The organism is Streptomyces sp. NPDC107654, assembly GCF_055639035.1.
Genome location: NZ_JBVKBI010000011.1, coordinates 167226 through 185288, shown reverse-complemented (window position 1 = coordinate 185288; position 18063 = coordinate 167226). Strand labels below are relative to the sequence as shown.

Genomic DNA, 18063 nt, shown 5'->3' with positions numbered 1-18063 from the left:
GTCAGGCGGGTCAGAGGATCGCTCCGGGGGTGTAGCCGGCGGCCTCCGGGTGCTGCTTGACGATCTCCTCGATCCGGCCGACGACCACGCCGACCTGCTCGGCGGCGGCACCGGTGAAGGAGAGCTTGTCGGCCATCAGCGCGGCCAGCTGCTCCCGGTCGAGCGGCAGGCGCTCGTCGGCGGCGAGCTTGTCGAGGAGGTCGTTGCGCTCGGCACCCTGCTCGCGCATCGCGAGCGCGGTCGCCACGGCGTTCTCCTTGATCGCCTCGTGCGCCACCTCGCGGCCGACCCCGGCCCGCACGGCGCCCATGAGGACCTTGGTGGTGGCCAGGAACGGCAGGTAACGGTCCAGCTCGCGGGCGACGACGGCCGGGAAGGCGCCGAACTCGTCGAGGACGGTCAGGAAGGTCTCCAGCAGACCGTCCAGCGCGAAGAAGGCGTCCGGCAGGGCCACCCGGCGCACCACCGAGCAGGACACGTCGCCCTCGTTCCACTGGTCGCCGGCCAGCTCGCCGGTCATCGAGGCGTAGCCGCGCAGGATGACCATGAGGCCGTTGACGCGTTCGCAGGATCGCGTGTTCATCTTGTGCGGCATCGCCGAGGAGCCGACCTGGCCCGGCTTGAAGCCCTCGGTGACCAGCTCGTGCCCGGCCATCAGCCGGATCGTCTTGGCGAGCGAGGAGGGCGCCGCGGCGAGCTGCACCAGCGCGGTGACGACCTCGTAGTCCAGCGAGCGCGGGTAGACCTGGCCGACGGAGGTGAAGGCCTGCGAGAAGCCGAGGTGGCCGGCGATCCGCTGCTCCAGCTCGGCCAGCTTCGAGGCGTCGCCGCCGAGCAGGTCCAGCATGTCCTGGGCGGTGCCGACCGGGCCCTTGATACCGCGCAGTGGGTAACGGCCGAGCAGCTCCTCCACGCGCCCGTGGGCGACGAGCAGCTCGTCGGCGGCGGTCGCGAACCGCTTGCCCAGCGTGGTGGCCTGCGCGGCCACGTTGTGCGAGCGGCCGGCCATGACCAGCTCGGCGTACTCGCCCGCGAGCTTGCCGAGGCGGGCCAGCACGGCCACCGTACGGTCGCGCATCAGCTCCAGCGACAGCCGGATCTGCAGCTGCTCGACGTTCTCCGTGAGGTCGCGGGAGGTCATGCCCTTGTGCACGTGCTCGTGCCCGGCGAGGTCGTTGAACTCCTCGATCCGCGCCTTCACGTCGTGCCGGGTGACCTTCTCGCGCTCGGCGATCGAGGCGAGGTCGACGGTGTCGAGGACACGCTCGTAGTCGGCGAGCGCCTCGTCCGGCACCTCGATGCCGAGGTCCTTCTGGGCCCGCAGCACGGCGAGCCAGAGCTGCCGCTCCAGCTTCACCTTCTGCTCGGGGGACCAGAGCGTGGCGAGCTCGGCGGAGGCGTAGCGTCCGGCGAGGACGTTCGGGATGCGGGGCTTGGCGGGCGCAGAAGTCACGTGTCCAGATTCTACTGGCGGTTCGTGCAGGCCAACGCCATGGGTGCGGTCGGACGAAGCTACGAGAGCCCCGTCACGTCGGTGGCGTCGGCCGGCACCGGCCCGCAGGGCCCGTCCTGCCGCCGGCGTGGCTCGCGCACGCGCTGCCGCACGGTGAGCACTGCCGCGATCCCGTCGGGGACGCCGCCGGTGCCCGGCACGCCGGCGTCGCGGCCCGGCCGGGCAGGCGCGTCACACCACGCGAACGTCGCCGGAGGGCTACGCCAGGTCCTCGTACGCGAGCAGTTCCGGGCGCTTCGGCGGGCGGCCGTCCCCGGAGGACCGGCCGGTCAGGCGGCGGCCTATCCAGGGGAGCAGGTGCTGCCGGGCGAACCGCACGTCGGCGGTCCGCCGCGCCAGCCAGCCCGGCGGGAGCGTCGCCGGCATCGGTATGTGCCAGTCGGCGTCCTCCGGGTCGTACCCGAGCGTCTGCCACACCGCCTCGGCGACCCGGCGGTGCCCCTCCGCCGTCAGGTGCAGCCGGTCCACGTCCCACAGCCGCGGGTCGGCCAGCGCGGGCGCCCCGTAGAGGTCGACCACCACGGCACCGTGCTTGGCGGCCAGCTCGTCCACGCAGGCGAACAGCTCCTCCATGCGCGGCCGGAACCGCTCCAGCACCGGGCCCTGGCGGCCGGGGCTGCGCATCAGCACCAGCTGCTCGCAGGAGGGCGCGAGCCGTTCCACGGCCTCGGTGAGCAGGTCACGGACCCGGCCCATGTCGCACTTGGGGCGCAGGGTGTCGTTGAGCCCGCCGACCAGGGTGACGACGTCGGCGTTCATCGCCGCCGCCACCTCCACCTGCTCGTCGACGATCTGCCCGATCAGCTTCCCGCGCACGGCGAGGTTGGCGTACCGGAAACCGGGCGTCCGCGCGGCCATCCGGCCGGCGAGCACATCGGCCCAGCCACGGTAGGAGCCGTCGGGCAGCAGGTCCGACATGCCCTCGGTGAACGAGTCGCCGACCGCGACCAGGCTGGTGTACGCAGGAGATGCGGGGTTCGTCTGCATGGCGACAGAGATGGTATCCCGAGGCCAATACCTGCCGGTCGGTAGGTCCGCGGCCTCACCCCGCGTTCCCCCACCCGCGGACCTGTGCTCCCCCGCCGCGTGCTCCCCCTCGCCCTCACCCCTGAGCCGGCTGACCGAACAGCTGGCGCAGTACGTCCTCCATCGTCACCAGGCCCGCCAGCCGGCCGTCGTCACCGAGGACGGCCGCGAGGTGGGTGCGGCCGCCGCGCATGGCGGTGAGGACGTCGTCCAGCGGGGTGCCCTCGCGGACGCGGGCGATGGGGCGCATGTCCCGGAGCCGGAACGGCACGTCCGAGGGAGAGGCGTCCAGCGCGTCCTTGACGTGCAGGTAGCCCACGATCCGGCGGCCGGTGTCGACCACCGGGAAACGGGAGAATCCCGACTCGGCCGACAGGCGCTCCAGCTGCTCCGGGGTGACGCCCACGCGGGCGTAGACGACCCGCTGGAGCGGGACCACCACGTCCCGCACCGGCCGGCTGCCCAGCTCCAGCGCGTCGTGCAGGCGTTCCTGCGCACGGTTGTCGATCAGGCCCGCCTCGCTGGCGTCCTTGACGATCTCGGCCAGCTCGGTGTCCGTGAACGTCGCCGACACCTCGTCCTTCGCCTCCACCCGCAACAGCTTCAGCAGCCCGTTCGCGAAGGCGTTGATCGCGAAGATCACCGGGCGCAGCGCCCGGGACAGCGCGACCAGCGGCGGACCGAGCAACAGCGCGCTGCGCACCGGTTCCGCGAGCGCGATGTTCTTGGGGACCATCTCGCCGAGCAGCATGTGCAGATACGTCGCGAGGGCCAGCGCGATCACGAAGGACACGGCGTGACCCGCGCTCACGGGCACGCCCAGCGCGTGGAACACCGGCTCCAGCAGATGCGCGATCGCCGGCTCGGCGACCACGCCCAGCACCAGCGTGCACAGCGTGATGCCCAGCTGGGCCGCGGCCAGCAGGGCCGAGACGTGCTCCAGGCCCCACAGCACGCTCCGCGCCCGCCGGTCGCCCTCCTGGGCGAGCGGTTCGATCTGCGAGCGGCGCACGGAGATCAAGGCGAACTCGGCGCCGACGAAGAAGGCGTTGACGACGAGGGTCGCCAGACCGATCAGCAGCTGTACGGCGGTCATCGCGTCCCCTCCCGCGTCCCACGGGCCCCGCGAGGCCCGTCGGCCCCCGCCGTCCCGCCGGTCCTGTGACTCCTGCCGGTACCCCGAGCCCCGGCGGTCCCGCGGAACCCGCCGGCTTTCTCGGCGCGCTCGTCGTCCAGCGGCGCGTGCAGCAGGACCCGCGCGGCCCGGCGACCCGAGGCGTCGACCACGTCCAGCCGCCAGCCGGCCACCTCGACGCTGTCGCCCACGGCGGGTATGCGGCCCAGCTCGGTGGCGACCAGGCCGGCCAGCGTCTCGTACGGCCCCTCGGGCGCGCGCAGACCCACCCGCGCGAGCTGGTCGGTGCGGGCGGCGCCGTCCGCCGCGTACAGGGCGCGGCCGAGCTCGTCCGCGCCGGCGGGGGCGAGGTCGGGCGTCTCGTGCGGGTCGTGCTCGTCCCGCACCTCGCCGACGACCTCCTCCACGATGTCCTCCAGGGTGGCCACGCCCGCCGTGCCGCCGTACTCGTCGATGACGACGGCCATGGTGCGCCGGCCGCCGAGCCGGTCCAGCAGCCGGTCGACGGTCAGCGACTCGGGCACCAGCAGCGGCTCGCGCATCACCTGCGCGACCGTGCGGTGGAGCCGCTGGTCCGCGGGGACGGCCAGTACGTCCTTGATGTGGGCGGTGCCGACGACGGCGTCCAGGCTGCCCCGGTAGACCGGGAACCGGCTCAGGCCGGTGGCCCGGGTGGCGTTGGCGACGTCCTCGCAGGTCGCCTGGGTGTCCAAGGCGACGACCTGGACGCGCGGGGTCATCACGTTCTCGGCCGTGAGGTCGGCCAGGTTCAGCGTCCGCACGAACAGCTCGGCGGTGTCCGGCTCCAGGGCGCCCTCCTTGGCGGAGTGCCGGGCGAGGGCGGCCAGCTCCTGCGGTCCGCGCGCGGAGGCCAGCTCCTCGGCGGGCTCGATGCCGAGCCGGCGCACGCACCGGTTGGCGGTGTTGTTCAGGTGGGTGATGAAGGGCCGGAAGACCGCGCTGAACCAGCGCTGGGCGCTGCCCACCCGTCTGGCCACGGCCAGCGGCGAGGAGATCGCCCAGTTCTTCGGCACCAGCTCGCCGACGACCATCAGGACCACCGTCGACAGAGCCGTGCCCAGCACCAGGGCGGCCGTACTCGCCGTTCCCCGGGACAGGCCCATCGCCTGGAACGGCCCGGCGAGCAGTTTGGCGATCGACGGCTCGGCGAGCATGCCGACGACCAGGTTGGTGACGGTGATGCCGAGCTGGGCGCCGGAGAGCTGGAACGTCAGGTTCCGTACGGCCTTCAGGGCGCCGGCGGCACCGCGCTCGCCGCGCGCGACGGCCCGCTCCAGCTCGCCGCGTTCCACCGTGGTCAGCGAGAACTCCGCCGCCACGAAGGCGCCGCAGGCCAGCGAGAGAAGGATCGCCACCAGAAGGAGGAGCACTTCGGTCATCGGGTCACCCCCGTCCCATGATCGGACAGGGCAGGGAAGATCGCGCGGTGTCGCGGTTGGGGAGGCTCGCCCATGGGCGGACGCTCACTACCTTTCATAGAGGGCCGAGTGCTCCCTCAATCGTAAAGGATGAGCAAAGAAGCGTCGGGTCTCCGGTCGTTCGCGGCTTCACCGAGCGCCACCAGCGCTCCTCCGGCCCGTACCCGCCCGCCGCCCAGGCGTGGTGCGCGGTCTCGTTGCGGACCAGCGCCATCGCGTCCGCGCGCCGCCCCCCGAGCCGTACGAAGCGCTCCTCGGCGGCGAGCAGCGCCGAGCCGATGACCTGCCGCCGCCGCTACGGGTGCACCGCGAGCCGGTACGGACGGCACCGCCGGCCGTCGAACCCGGCGGTCACCGTGCCCGCCGGCTCACCGCCCGGCTCCGCCGGGACCAGGGCCTCGGGGTCCCGGTCGACCAGCCGCTCCACGCCGCCGGGCCCGGGGGTCCGCCCGGAGGGATCCGGGCGGCGAAAAGCACGTGCGCCCTCCCGAGGCCCCCCTCAGACGGACTCCTCCTCGCGCAGCCGGGCCAGCACCGGTGCGAACGCCTCCATCGACGGCTCCAGCACGGTCAGATACGTGAATCCGAACCGCTCGCGCAGCGCCCGTGCCTTCGCCACGACGTCCTCCAGCGGACCGGCCAGCACGATGGGCAGGGCCAGCGCCTCGTCCACGGTCATCCCGGGCAGGCTCTCCAGCAGCGGCTTCAGCACCGGTTCGGGGTCGTCGGTGACGGCGACCAGCTGGATCAGCAGGTTCAGCTCGGCGGCCTCCGCCCGGTCCGCCGCCAGCGCGCGGTAACGGCCCACCCGCTCGTCCAGCTCCTCGGCGCGCAGCGGCTCCAGCGTGCCCGGCGTCCTGCCCGGGCGGGCGCCGGTGAAGGCCGCGATGTCCGCGTGCGCGGCGGTCAGCCGCAGCATCCGGTCGCCGTTGGCGCCGACCAGCACCGGCACCCGGGACCGGGCGGGCCGGGGCTGGTGATCCCCGGAACCGAGCAGCCGTTCCAGCTCCGCCAGGGTGCGCTCCAGGTGGTCCACCCGCTCGCGCGGCGAGCCGAAGGGCAGCCCGGCCGCCTCGTGCTCCGCCTGTACGTACCCGGTGCCCAGGCCCAGTTCGAGCCGGCCGCCGGTCAGCGCGTCCGTGGTCGCGACCTCGCGGGCCAGCAGCGCCGGGTTCCAGAAGCCCGTGTTCAGCACGAACGTGCCGAGCCGCGGACGCCGGGTCGCCTCCGCCGCCGCGACCAGCGCCGGGAACGGCGCCACCATGCCGAGGTGGTCCGGGACGAGGATCACGTCGTACCCCAGTTCCTCGGCGCGACGGCACTTGGCGCGCCACTCGTCGGCGGGCGCCGGCGTGAGCAGATTGACCCCGAAGCGGAACGGACGCGACATGAACTCTCCCCGATGCGTGACGACTTGCTCCGCACCGATTCCATCACGCCCGGGCCGGCGTGATCACTCGTGGGCGATCGCCGCCAGCACGTTCATCCGCGACGCCCGCAGCGCCGGCAGCAGGGCCGCGACCACGCCCACCACCGCCGCGCCGATCACCACCGCGACGAGTGTGCCCCAGGGGACCGCGAGCGCCGTCAGCCCGCGCAGGGCCAGCACCCGCTGCATGCACACGCCCCACACGAGCCCCAGCCCCAGTCCCAGGACCGCCCCGAACACCGCGATCACCACCGACTCCAGCCGGATCATCCGGCGCAACTGCCGCCGCCCCAGCCCGATCGCCCGCAGCAGCCCGATCTCCCTGGTCCGCTCCACCACCGACAGGGCGAGGGTGTTGACCACGCCGAGCACGGCGATGACGATCGACAGCCCGAGCAGCGCGTACACCAGGTAGAGGAGCACCGCGATCTGGTCGTGGACCAGGTCCTTGTAGTCGGCCTGGTCGCGCACCTGGACCTGCGGGAACGGCGTGAGCGCCCGCTCCAGGCGGGGCCGCAGGTCCGTCGGGTCCGTGCCCGGGGCCGCGTTGACGTAGAGCGCGGCGTCCTGCCCGTCCGGCACGTAGGTCTCCAGCGTCGCCAGACCGAAGAAGAGCCCGCCCTGCGCGCCGAAGCCCCCCGCCTGCTGCTGGTCGGTCAGCGCCCCGACGGAGAGCTCCGCCCGGTGCCCGCCCGGGAACTCCACCGGCAGCACACTGCCCACCCGCACGCCGTGCTCCCGGGCGTAGTCGGCGTCCAGGGCGAGGTGTCCGTCCGTCAGGGCGGCCGCCGAGCCGCCCCGCGCGTAGTCGAGGTGGGCGACGTCGTCGAGCCGGGTGCCGTACCCGGCCGCGACCGTCGTCACCCGCCGGCCGTCCGGCAGCCGTACGGCGACGGCCGTGAGCCGCTGCGGTACGACGAGCCCGACCCCGGGGGTCGCGGCCACCCGGTCCGCGACCTGCCGGGTGAACGGCGTGAAGCCCGAGCTCTGGACGACGAAGTCGGCGCCCAGCGTCCGGTCGATCTGCCGGTCGAACGACGCGGACAGCGAGGCGCTCGCCACCGACATCCCGCCGACCAGGGCCAGACCCACCATCAGCGCGGCGGCCGTGGCGCCCGTGCGGCGCGGATTGCGCAACGCGTTGCGCTGGCTCATCCGGCCGACCGGGCCGAACAGCGCGGGGAAGGCCGCGCCCAGCACCCGGATCACCGGCCGGACCAGCAGCGGCCCGGCCACCACGGTCGCGATCAGCGTCAGGACGACACCGGCACCCAGCAGCGCGGCGGCCTGCGCGGTCCGCGACGCCGTCGCACACCCGGCCAGCGCCGCCGCCCCGACCGCCCCCACCACCGCGCCGGCGACCGCCCGCGTCTTCAGCGGCTTGCCCACACCGGCCACCTCGGCGTCGACGAGCGCGGCCATCGGCGAGACGGCCGCGGCGCGCCGCGCGGGCAGGTAGGCCGCCACGAGGGTGACGCCGAGACCGACGACGTAGGCCGCGACCGGCGTCGCCCAGCCGATCACCATCTCCGCGGCCTTCAGGTTCATCCCGAACGCGCCCATCAGCCGGATCAGCCCGAACGCCAGCCCGGTTCCGGCGGCGAGTCCCAGCGTCGAGCCGACCAGCCCCAGCAGCAGCGCCTCGGTGAGCACCGAGCGCCGCACCTGCCGCCGGTCCGCGCCGAGCGCCCGCAGCAGACCGAGCTCCCGGGTCCGCTGGGCGATCAGCATGGAGAACGTGTTGACGATCAGGAACACGCCGACCAGCAGCGCGATGCCGGCGAAGCCCAGCATCACGTACTTGACGACGTCGAGAAACGTGCCGAGCGTCGCCGTGGCCGACCTGGCCTGTTCACCGGCGGTCTTCACCTCGTACGACCGGCTGCCGAGCGCCGCGCCGACCCGGCGCGCGAGTTCCGCGTCGGACACACCCCGCGCCGCGTCCACCGCGATGCCGGTCGCCCGCGCGGACGAGCCGAGCAGTTCCCGGCCGGCCACCGCCGGGTCCAGGTAGACCAGGGCCGCGCCGGGGTTGGTCGTGGTGAAGGTGGCGATGCCCACGACCCGGACCCGGAGGGAGCCCAGCCGCGCCTGCAGGGTCAGCGGGTCGCCGATCCGTACGTGCCGCCTGCCGGCCGTGTCCGCGTCCAGCAGCACCTCGCCCGCCCCGCGCGGCGCGTGACCCGACGTCAGCCGAACCGGGTTGCGGTCGGTCGCGTACCAGGCGGCGGCGATGGTGGGGGCGCCGGTGGTCGGGCCGACGGGCCGGTTGCGGCGGTCGACCACCACCACGTTCTGCACGGACACCTCCGCGCGGGCCGCCGCCACCCCGTCGACCCGGGCCACCCGGTCCCGCAGGGCGGCCGGCAGGGTCTGCGCCACGCCGCTCGTGCGCGCCGACCGCAGGTCCTCCCTGGGCCGGACCGTCACATCCGCGGCGGTGGTGGCGAACAGCCGGTCGAAGGTACGGGTCACGGTGTCGGAGAAGATCAGACTGCCCGCGACGAACGCCACGGACAGGACCACGGCCAGCGCGGACAGCGCCAGCCGCCCCTTGTGCGCGAGGAAACTCCGCAGGGTCGCCTTGAGCACCGGGTCAGCCCTCCCGGGCGGTGCGGGCGTCGGCGGGCCGGCCCCGGAGCACCTCGGACTCGGGGGCCCGGGGGTTCCCGCCGGGAAAGACACGCATCCTCTCCAGCACGGCCTCCGCCGTCGGCCGGGGCATCTCGTCCACGATCCGCCCGTCGGCGAGGAAGAGCACCAGGTCGGCGTGGGCGGCGGCACCGGGGTCGTGCGTGACCATGACGACGGTCTGCCCGAGGTCGTCCACGGCGCCGCGCAGAAAGCCCAGCACCTCCAGGCCGGCCCGCGAGTCCAGGTTGCCGGTCGGTTCGTCGGCGAAGACCAGTTCCGGCCGCGAGAGCAGCGCCCGCGCGCACGCCACCCGCTGCTGCTGGCCGCCGGACAGCTGGGCCGGCCGGTGCGTCAGGCGCTCCCGCAGCCCGAGCCGGTCGATCACGTCGTCCAGCCGGCGCGGGTCGGGCTTCCGGCCCGCGATGTCCATCGGCAGCGTGATGTTCTCGGCCGCGGTCAGCGTCGGGATCAGGTTGAACGTCTGGAACACGAATCCGACCCGGTCCCGCCGCAGCCGGGTCAGCTCCCGCTCACGCAGCCCCGTGATCTCGGTGTCGCCGAGCCAGACCTGACCCGCCGTGACGGTGTCGAGGCCCGCGAGGCAGTGCATCAGCGTGGACTTCCCGGACCCCGACGGGCCCATCACGGCGGTGAACCGGCCCCGCGCGATGTCCACGTCCACCGCGTCCAGGGCGAGCACGGCCGTCTCCCCGGAGCCGTACCTCTTGGTCAGCCCGCGGGCACGGGCCGCGGCCCCGCCGTCCGGTGCGCGGTCGGGTGCGTGTTGCACAGCAGGTGTCGACAAGACCGCCTCCCGGTCGCCGGTACTGCCCCGTCCCGGGCGAGCGTAGGGCACCGCCCGTGCGGGCGAGCGTAAGCGACGTGCGCGCCGGGCGCAGCGCCTCCGTGCGCCCTTGCTGCCGCTAGCGTTCCGGCGCTAGCGTCGAAGGATGGCGAAGACCCAGCTGAACGTGCGCGTGGACGAGGGCACCGCGCGCGCCGCCCGCGAGCGCGCCGTGGCCCGCGGCATGAGCGTCAACCGCTACATCGAAGAGCTGGTCAGACAGGACACCGGCGAGGCGGGCCGCACCTTCGTGGAGGCCGCCGCCGACTTCATGAAGCAGTACGAGGCCGTGTTCGCCGAGGAGTTCGCCGAGACCCGTTCCGCCGAGACCCGCGCCGCCGGCACCCGTTCCGCCGACACCCGCTCGGCCGACACCGGTGAAGGCCGTCGCTGATCCCTTGGACGATCTCAGCATCGACCTCGCCTGGTTGCTCATGCTCGCCGAACGGAGGACCCCGGGTGACCCGCAGGTCACCGACTGGGGCGCCCTGGTCGCCGCCGTCGCCCGGCACCGCGCGGAGATATTCGGCGTGCCCGTCTACGACAGCCCGCACGCCCGCGCCGCCTCCCTGCTCCAGCTGCTGATCCACGTGCCCGCGCTGGAGCGCTCCAACGCGCTGTTCGCCTCGGCGGTCGCCTACGCCTATCTGGTCGCCGGCGGCGAGAAGGTCGCCCCCACCCCCGAGCAGGTCCGTGACCTCGCCCGGCTGGTCAAGGACGGCGCGGCGAGCGTGGACGACATCGCCCGGCACCTGCGCGGCTGGAGCGTCTGATCAGCGGGCGTCCAACTCGTCCTCCCGCCAGGCCACACCGAGCGAGCAGTAGGAGGCCGGCAGCGCCGGACCGTTCTCGGGCAGCAGTACCCGCCGGTGCGGGCCTAGGCGGAACCCGGCGGCGCGCAGCGCGGCGACCGGGTCCCGGGACAGATGGCAGCCGCCGGCCAACGCCGGCCATAGGGTGCGGTCCAGGGCCTGCTGGGTCAGCGTCATCGCCCGGCCGCCGCCCCGCCCGTGTTCGAAGAACCGCACCTCGCCGCCGGGCCGCAGCACCCGTCGTACCTCGCCGAGCGCCCGCTCGACGTCCCGCACACTGCACAGCACCAGCGACAGCACGGCCGCGTCGAACGCCTCGCTCTTGACCGGCAGGGCCTCCGCCGCGCCCGGCACGACGTCGACCGGCACCTGGGCGCGCAGCGCGGCCCGCAGCGCCAAGCCCCTGAGCAGCGGCTCCGGTTCGATCGCGACGACCTCCGCGACCGCCCCGGGGTAGTGCCCGAAGTTCAGCCCGTTGCCCGCGCCGATCTCGATCACCCGCCCGGACAGCCCGGCGAGCAGCCGCTGCCGCACTCCGGCCATCCCCAGCCGGGACTCGGCGCCGACGCTGACCAGGGCGTAGCAGCGGGCGAACAGTGGATGGCTTACCGGACTCCGCGCCATCCGGCCGGAACGGGTGGACAGCAGCCGCATGGCAACCTCCCTGGACGGCACGCCCCTGAGAAGAGTGTCCCCCGGGACGGCCCGGCGCACCCACACCGACCGCCGTCGGCCGGGGGGCGGCCCGGGAACACAGGACCGGCGGGCGGTGCGGGGAGGCCACGTCAGACGAAGGGCCGGCGCGCGGCGCGGGCATCTGCGTCGGACGCAGGACCGGCGTGGCGTGGGGAGGCCACGTCGGACGCGGGACCGGCCGACGCGCGGCGCGGGAGGCTACGGCGCCGCCCGGATCCGGAACGCCTCCGCGTCCCAGGTGCCGTCCAGCCGCGGAGCGAGCCAGCCCGGTGCCGCCGTACGGAACCGGGCGGGCGGCAGCCCCCCGGCGCCCGCGGGCACCGCGCCGAGCAGCGGGGCGTCGGCGACCTCCGGCAGGTCGGCCACATTGCAGCGGCTGGCCAGATCGGGGGCGTCCGGCCAGCTGCCGATCACCACACCCGCCAACTCCACCTCGCGACGCCGCAGTTCGCGGGCCGTCAGCTCCGTGGTGTTGAGCGTGCCGAGCCCGGCCTGCGCGACGAGCAGCACCGGCGCGCCCAGCAGCGCGGCCGCGTCGGCCAGCGTGCCGCCGGCCGCGTCGAACCGGACGAGCAGCCCGCCCGCCCCCTCGACCAGCACCAGGTCGTGCTCGACGGCCAGCTTGGCGGCCCGCTCCGCCACCTCTCCCGGGCGCACCGGCGCCATCCCGGCCCGCCGGGCCGCCGTGCCCGGTGCCAACGGCTCGGGGTAACGGGCGAGTTCCGCGGTCGTGACCGGGCCGACGAGCCGCGCGACCTCGTCGGCGTCCCCCCGCTCGTCCGGCCGTACGCCCGTCTGGGCGGCCTTCAGCACGGCCACCGAGCGCCCGGCCGCGAGCGCCGCGGCGGCGACGGCGGCGGTGGTGACGGTCTTGCCGACCTCCGTGCCCGTCCCCGTGATCACCAGTACCGGCATCTCATCCCTCCCGCGCCGCGGCGCACACCGCGCGCGCGATCCGTGTCACGTCCTCGTCCGAGGTGACGTAGGGCGGCATCGTGTAGATCAGGTCGCGGAACGGGCGCAGCCACACGCCCTCCCGCACGGCGGCGTCGGTCGCGGCCTCCATGTCGACCGCGTGGTCGAGCTGGACGACCCCGATGGCCCCCAGGACGCGGACGTCCCGCACCCCGGGCAGCCCGCGCGCCGGTTCCAGGCCCTCCCGCAGTCCCGCCTCGATCCGCCTGACCTCCGCGAGCCAGTCCTGCCCCAGCAGCAGCTCGATGGAGGCGCAGGCCACGGCGGCCGCCAGCGGGTTGCCCATGAACGTCGGGCCGTGCGCGAGCACCGGCACCTCGCCCCGCGAGATGCCGTCGGCGACCCGCGCGGTGCACAGGGTGGCCGCCATCGTCAGATAGCCGCCGGTCAGCGCCTTGCCGACGCACATGACGTCCGGGGTGACGGCCGCGTGGTCCGCCGCGAACAGCGCGCCGGTGCGGCCGAAGCCGGTGGCGATCTCGTCGAACACCAGCAGCACGTCGTGCGCGTCGCACGCCTCGCGCAGCACCCGCAGATAGCCGGGGGGGTGGAAGCGCATCCCGCCGGCGCCCTGCACCACCGGCTCCACGATCACGGCGGCCAGCTCGTCCGCGTGCCGCGCGATCAGCTCGCGCAGGTGGTCCGCGTACGACTCCTCGTACCCGGCGGGCGGCGCGTCCGCGAACACCTGGCGCGGCAGCACGCCGGTCCACAGCTCGTGCATCCCGCCCTCGGGGTCGCACACCGACATCGGCTGCCAGGTGTCGCCGTGGTAGCCGCCCCGCCAGGTCAGCAGCTGCCGCTTGCCCGGCCGGCCGAGCGAGCGCCAGTACTGCAGGCACATCTTCACCGCGACCTCGACCGACACCGAGCCCGAGTCGGCGAGGAAGACGTGCTCCAGGCCGTCGGGCGACAGGTCGACCAGGTGCTTCGCGAGCCGGACGGCGGGCTCGTGCGTGAGCCCGCCGAACATGACATGGCTCATCCGGCCCAGCTGATCGCGCACGGCCTCGTTCAGGACCGGGTGGTTGTAGCCGTGGATGGCCGACCACCACGACGACATGCCGTCGACCAGTTCGCCGGAGCCGTCGGCCAGCCGCAGCCGGACCCCGCTCGCCGCCTCCACGACGAGCGGTTCCGCCCGCCCGGGCATCGGGCCGTACGGATGCCACACATGCCGCCGGTCCAGCTCCAGCAGCTCCGGCACGCCGAGGTCAGGCATTGGGCGCGAGGTCCGTTCCGGCGCCCCGGCGGCGGACCGCGACGAGGTCGGGGCGCGGCTCGTTCGCCGCGCCGGGCGCGCCCGCCGTACCGCAGACACCGCCGCCCTCGTGGGACCCGCACCCGGTCTCGGCGTGCGCCCCGCACCCGGCGTCCGCGTGCCCCCCGCACCCGGCGTCCGCGCCCGCGTGCCCACCACGGCCCGTCCCGGCGTGCGCGCCGCACCCGCCGCCGGCCGCCCGGTGTTCCGGCAGCGTCACCTCGCCGGCGCCCTCCACCTCGAAGCCGGCGTCCGCGATCATCTCGAGGTCCGCCTTGCCGGCCTGGCCCTCGCTGGTCAGGTAGTCGCCGAGGAAGATGGAGTTGGCCAGGTGCAGTGCCAGCGGCTGCATCGTGCGCAGGTGGACCTCGCGGCCGCCCGCGATGCGGACCTCGACGTCCGGGCAGACGAACCGGACCATCGCCAGGATCCGCAGGCAGCGCTGCGGGGTGAGGTTCCACTCCTTGGCCAGCGGAGTGCCCTCGAACGGGATCAGGAAGTTCACCGGCACCGAGTCCGGGTCCAGCTCACGCAGCGAGAACACCACGTCGACCAGGTCCTCGTCGCTCTCGCCCATGCCGGCGATCAGGCCCGAACAGGCGGACAGACCGGCCGCGTGCGCCTTCTGCACCGTGTCCACCCGGTCGGCGTACGTGTGGGTGGTCGTGATGTCCCCGTACGTCCCCTCGGACGTGTTGAGGTTGTGGTTGTACGCGTCCGCGCCGGCCTCGCGCAGCCGCTCGGCCTGGCCGTCGGAGAGCAGACCGAGGCAGGCGCACACCTCGACGTCCTCGTTCTGCTCCTTGATCGTCTTGATGGTCTCGGAGACCCGGTCCACGTCCCGGTCCGTCGGACCGCGCCCGCTGGCCACCAGGCAGACCCGCTTGGCGCCGCCCGCGAGGCCCGCCGCGGCGGCCTGGGAGGCCTCGTCCGGCTTCAGCCAGGTGTACTTCAGGATGTCGGCCTTGGAGCCCAGCCGCTGGGAGCAGTACGAGCAGTCCTCCGGGCACAGGCCGGACTTGAGGTTGACCAGATAGTTGAGTTTCACCCGGCGCCCGAACCAGTGCCGGCGCACCTTGCCGGCCGCGGCCACCACGTCGAGCAGGTCGTCATCGGAGGTGGCCAGCACGGCGAGCGCTTCCTCGCGGGTCGGCAGCTCGCGCCGAAGCCCCTTGTCCACCAGCGTGTTCAGCAGGTCCATGAGGTCCGATCCTGTCCTACCGGGGCGCCCCGGGCCAAGGAGACTTCGCACAACAGAGTCGCTTCACCGTGTGGGTATTGCCACACCATGGGCAGTCGGCCGTACCGCTAGGGTCTGTCCGCTACCTACAAAAGCACCGGAGGACCCATGGTGTTCGGCTGGATCGACGAGCAGGCCGAGGCGCGCCGCCGCGCGGGACTGGTCCGCATCCTGCGCCCGCGCCCCGCCGACTCGCCGCTGCTGGACCTGGCGAGCAACGACTACCTGGGTCTGGCCCGCCATCCGGAGGTCACCGAAGGAGCGGCCGAGGCCGCACGGACCTGGGGCGGCGGCTCCACCGGCTCCCGGCTGGTCACCGGCACCACCGCCCTGCACACCGAGCTGGAGCGGGCGCTCGCCGCGTTCTGCGGGTTCGAGGCGGCCCTGGTGTTCTCCTCCGGGTACGCCGCCAACCTGGCCGCTGTCACCGCGCTCGCCCCGCACGGCTCGCTCATCGTCTCCGACGCGGGCAACCACGCCTCCCTCATCGACGGCTGCCGGCTCGCCCGGGGGGAGCGGCAGGTCGTCGGGCACGCCGATCCGGAGGCCGTGCGCAAGGCCCTGGCCACGCACCGGGGGCCGGCGATCGTCGTCTCCGACACGGTGTTCTCCGTGGACGGCGACCGGGCCCCGCTGGCCGGGCTGGCCGAGGCCTGCCGGGAGCACGGCGCGGGACTGGTCGTGGACGACGCCCACGGGCTCGGCGTGCTGGGCGACGGCGGCCGGGGCGCGCCGTACGCGGCCGGTCTCGCGGGCGCCGGGGACGTGGTCGTCACGGCCACCCTGTCCAAGTCGCTGGGCAGCCAGGGCGGGGTGGTGCTCGGTCCGGCGCGGGTGATCGACCACCTCGTGAACGCGGCCCGGACGTTCATCTTCGACACGGGTCTGGCGCCGGCGGCGGCCGGTGCCGCGCTGGCGGCGCTGCGGCTGCTGGAACGTGAGCCCGAACGGGCGGCCCGGGCCCGGGAGGTGGCCGCGGAACTGCACGCACGGCTGACCGCCGCGGGTCTGGAGGCGGTGCGTCCGGACGCCGCGGTGGTCTCCGTGCGGGCTCCGTGCCCGGAGCAGGCGGTGCGCTGGGCGGCCGACTGCCGTACGGCGGGCCTGGCCGTGGGCTGCTTTCGCCCTCCCTCCGTGCCCGACGGCGTCTCCCGGCTGAGGCTGACCGCCCGCGCGGACCTGTCCGGGGCGGAGATCGAACGCGCTGTACGGGTCATCGTCGAAACGCGACCGTGAGTCGGCGTGGCACGGCCGTGCGTCGCGCGGATGTGGTCAGGGGCTGATCGATTCTGATCAGAGTGCGGTCAGGAATCCCGTCCAGCTCTCGGGGGAGAAGAGCAGGGCGGGACCGGCCGGCCTCTTCGAGTCGCGCACGGCGAGCAGTCCGGCCGCGGGGCCGGAGCGCGGCCGTGCCGTCTCCACGCAGTTGTTGGCTCCCGTGCTGTGGCTGCTGCGCAGCCAGCGCACGGAGTGCAGGTCGGTACTGGAAGGGACGTTCCGAGGCAGAGCGGTCATGGTGCCTCCTTACGCGCCGTCACCTATTCCGGCGATGTAGTCCAACGAGTCCTCGGGGGAAAGGGCGTGGAACTGAAGGATGTCGAAAGCCTCCGTGTAGGCCATGAGGTCTTCTTTCCGTTCCAGGTAGAGGCTACTCGTCAACTGGTCGAGAACAACCACGTCCAGATCAGAAGTGCTCGGAAATGAGAAAATAACGAAAGGCCCGGTGAGGCCGACATGCGCCCCCGCGGCGAACGGCAGCACCTGGAGCCGTACCTGGGGCAGCCGCGCGGCCTCCATCAGCCGCTCCAGCTGCCGCGCCATCACCTCCGGACCACCGACCTCGCGCCGCAGTACCGCCTCGTCCAGAACGGCGCTGAGCACCAGCGGCGGGTCCGAACGGAGCACGTCCTGCCGGGCGAGCCGCACCTCCACCAGCGTGTCCAGGCGGTCCTCGTCCAGGTCCTTCACCGCCGCCCGGGTCACCGCGCGGGCGTACTCGGCCGTCTGGAGCAGTCCCGGCACGACCGTGGTCTCCAGGGTGCGCATCGCGCCGGCCTGCGACTCCAGACTGATGAAGTCGCGGTACGTGGGCGGCAGCACCCCGCGGTAGGCGTGCCACCAGCGGTGCCGGCCGCCCGCGTCCTCCGCCCCGGCCAGCATCAGCAGCAACTCGCGCAGATGTCCGTCCCGGACCCCGTAGGCGTCCAGCAGTAATTCCAGATCCGCCGCTTTCACGCCGCTGGAACCGGTCTCGATGCGGCTGACCTTCGACTGGTGCCAGCCGACCAGCCGTGCGGCCTCACCGCTCGTGAGCCCGGCGCCGGTACGCAGCATGCGCAGTTCGGCGCCCAGTTTGCGGCGCCGCACCGCCGGACCGTTCTGCATGGGCTTCTCCTTACTCCTTCCGGGCCGCCCCAATACGGTCTCCCGTCGCAGAGTTCACCGCTTCGAGCGACAGATATATGCATATCTTGGTGGATCGCCCACCGTGACCGGCCCGTTGGTGGCAGTCTGGCGAACAAGCACCAGTCCGGGACCGTACTCGAACCCCCCGCCGCCTGTCGGACCGCGGTCCCGTGGGAAAGGGACGACGTCGCCATGGCAGACCACCTGGAAGCATCCGTCACTCTGCCGAGCGATCCCGCCTCGGTCTCCGCCGCCCGCTCCTACGTCGTCGGCACCCTCGCGGAGTGGGGTCTGCCGTCGGACACCGAGACGGCCGACGCCGTCCGGCTCATCGTCTCCGAACTCGCCACGAACGCCGTGCAGCACACCTTCGGCCAGTCACCCACCTTCACGGTCGACATCGCGCTGCACCATGACGAACACCTGCGCATCGGCGTCACGGACAGCCACCCCCGCTTCCCGAAGAGACTGCCCGCCGCCGTCCAGCAGGACAACGGTCGCGGCATGGTCATCATCCGCTGGCTCACCGCGGAGTGCGGCGGCAGACTCCGCATCCGCCCCACCCGCGAGGGCGGCAAGACGGTCTCCATCGAACTCCCCTGGACCATCCCGGCCGCCCCGGTCCCGGCGGGCCGGCCGGAGCAGTGACCCTC

Annotated in this window: 17 protein-coding genes and 1 pseudogene; 4 read left to right on the top strand and 14 right to left on the bottom strand. The window is 73.8% G+C overall.

What is annotated here, in order from left to right; all coding sequences use genetic code 11:
• Window positions 1–10 precede the first annotated feature (10 nt).
• The 8 genes and pseudogenes from purB to ACZ7N4_RS21365 all read right to left on the bottom strand — a co-directional run bounded on the left by purB (window position 11) and on the right by ACZ7N4_RS21365 (window position 9981).
• Entirely contained in the window at window positions 11–1453 is a 1443-nt protein-coding gene (purB, locus tag ACZ7N4_RS21400) for an adenylosuccinate lyase (RefSeq protein WP_471359926.1), read from the bottom strand.
• Between the two features lie 258 nt (window positions 1454–1711).
• Window positions 1712–2500, bottom strand: coding sequence for an SGNH/GDSL hydrolase family protein (locus ACZ7N4_RS21395; RefSeq protein WP_471359924.1), 789 nt, complete (start codon window positions 2498–2500; stop codon window positions 1712–1714).
• 115 nt (window positions 2501–2615) lie between these two features.
• Window positions 2616–3635, bottom strand: a complete 1020-nt coding sequence (locus ACZ7N4_RS21390; protein WP_471359922.1) for a hemolysin family protein — start codon at window positions 3633–3635, stop codon at window positions 2616–2618.
• Window positions 3632–5074 carry a hemolysin family protein gene (locus ACZ7N4_RS21385; protein WP_471359920.1) on the bottom strand — a complete coding sequence of 481 codons (1443 nt, stop codon included), beginning with the start codon at window positions 5072–5074 and terminating at the stop codon, window positions 3632–3634. The genes ACZ7N4_RS21390 and ACZ7N4_RS21385 overlap by 4 nt, the downstream gene beginning before the upstream one ends.
• Before the next feature lie 94 nt (window positions 5075–5168).
• Window positions 5169–5540 (bottom strand): annotated as a pseudogene (locus tag ACZ7N4_RS21380) (GNAT family N-acetyltransferase).
• Between the two features lie 72 nt (window positions 5541–5612).
• Complete coding sequence (locus ACZ7N4_RS21375) at window positions 5613–6503, bottom strand: LLM class F420-dependent oxidoreductase (protein ID WP_471359918.1); 891 nt, start codon at window positions 6501–6503, stop codon at window positions 5613–5615.
• 63 nt (window positions 6504–6566) lie between these two features.
• Window positions 6567–9134: an ABC transporter permease gene (locus ACZ7N4_RS21370; protein ID WP_471359916.1), complete on the bottom strand. Its 2568-nt coding sequence runs from the start codon at window positions 9132–9134 to the stop codon at window positions 6567–6569.
• Window positions 9135–9138: 4 nt separating this feature from the next.
• A complete protein-coding gene (locus tag ACZ7N4_RS21365; RefSeq protein WP_471359914.1) occupies window positions 9139–9981 on the bottom strand; it encodes an ABC transporter ATP-binding protein in 843 nt (280 codons plus the stop codon).
• Window positions 9982–10126: 145 nt separating this feature from the next.
• Between ACZ7N4_RS21365 and ACZ7N4_RS21360 the strand changes: the two genes are divergently transcribed.
• A complete protein-coding gene (locus ACZ7N4_RS21360; protein WP_471359912.1) occupies window positions 10127–10414 on the top strand; it encodes a toxin-antitoxin system HicB family antitoxin in 288 nt (95 codons plus the stop codon).
• Window positions 10415–10418: 4 nt separating this feature from the next.
• The gene (locus tag ACZ7N4_RS21355) at window positions 10419–10793 is read left to right on the top strand and encodes a fic family toxin-antitoxin system, toxin component (protein ID WP_471359910.1); all 375 of its coding nucleotides are present in this window, start codon (window positions 10419–10421) and stop codon (window positions 10791–10793) included.
• Here the strand turns inward: ACZ7N4_RS21355 and ACZ7N4_RS21350 are convergent, their stop codons facing one another.
• The 4 genes from ACZ7N4_RS21350 to bioB form a co-directional block, all read right to left on the bottom strand.
• Window positions 10794–11486 carry a class I SAM-dependent methyltransferase gene (locus ACZ7N4_RS21350; protein WP_471359908.1) on the bottom strand — a complete coding sequence of 231 codons (693 nt, stop codon included), beginning with the start codon at window positions 11484–11486 and terminating at the stop codon, window positions 10794–10796. It lies immediately after the preceding gene.
• Between the two features lie 240 nt (window positions 11487–11726).
• Window positions 11727–12443, bottom strand: a complete 717-nt coding sequence (gene bioD, locus ACZ7N4_RS21345) for a dethiobiotin synthase (protein WP_471359906.1) — start codon at window positions 12441–12443, stop codon at window positions 11727–11729.
• Window position 12444: 1 nt separating this feature from the next.
• On the bottom strand, window positions 12445–13725 hold the full coding sequence (locus ACZ7N4_RS21340) for an adenosylmethionine--8-amino-7-oxononanoate transaminase (protein WP_471359904.1): 1281 nt from the start codon (window positions 13723–13725) through the stop codon (window positions 12445–12447).
• On the bottom strand, window positions 13718–14965 hold the full coding sequence (gene bioB / locus ACZ7N4_RS21335; protein WP_471359902.1) for a biotin synthase BioB: 1248 nt from the start codon (window positions 14963–14965) through the stop codon (window positions 13718–13720). The genes ACZ7N4_RS21340 and bioB overlap by 8 nt, the downstream gene beginning before the upstream one ends.
• 147 nt (window positions 14966–15112) lie before the next feature.
• Here bioB and ACZ7N4_RS21330 point away from each other — a divergent pair, with 147 nt between their 5' ends.
• On the top strand, window positions 15113–16240 hold the full coding sequence (locus ACZ7N4_RS21330; RefSeq protein ID WP_471359901.1) for an 8-amino-7-oxononanoate synthase: 1128 nt from the start codon (window positions 15113–15115) through the stop codon (window positions 16238–16240).
• Between the two features lie 57 nt (window positions 16241–16297).
• Here the strand turns inward: ACZ7N4_RS21330 and ACZ7N4_RS21325 are convergent, their stop codons facing one another.
• Entirely contained in the window at window positions 16298–16519 is a 222-nt protein-coding gene (locus ACZ7N4_RS21325; RefSeq protein ID WP_471359899.1) for a DUF397 domain-containing protein, read from the bottom strand.
• A 9-nt stretch (window positions 16520–16528) separates the two neighbouring features.
• The gene (locus tag ACZ7N4_RS21320) at window positions 16529–17389 is read right to left on the bottom strand and encodes a helix-turn-helix domain-containing protein (RefSeq protein WP_471359897.1); all 861 of its coding nucleotides are present in this window, start codon (window positions 17387–17389) and stop codon (window positions 16529–16531) included.
• Window positions 17390–17602: 213 nt separating this feature from the next.
• Here ACZ7N4_RS21320 and ACZ7N4_RS21315 point away from each other — a divergent pair, with 213 nt between their 5' ends.
• Window positions 17603–18058 (top strand): ATP-binding protein, encoded by a 456-nt coding sequence (locus tag ACZ7N4_RS21315; RefSeq protein WP_471359895.1) that lies wholly within the window; start codon window positions 17603–17605, stop codon window positions 18056–18058.
• Window positions 18059–18063: the final 5 nt, after the last annotated feature.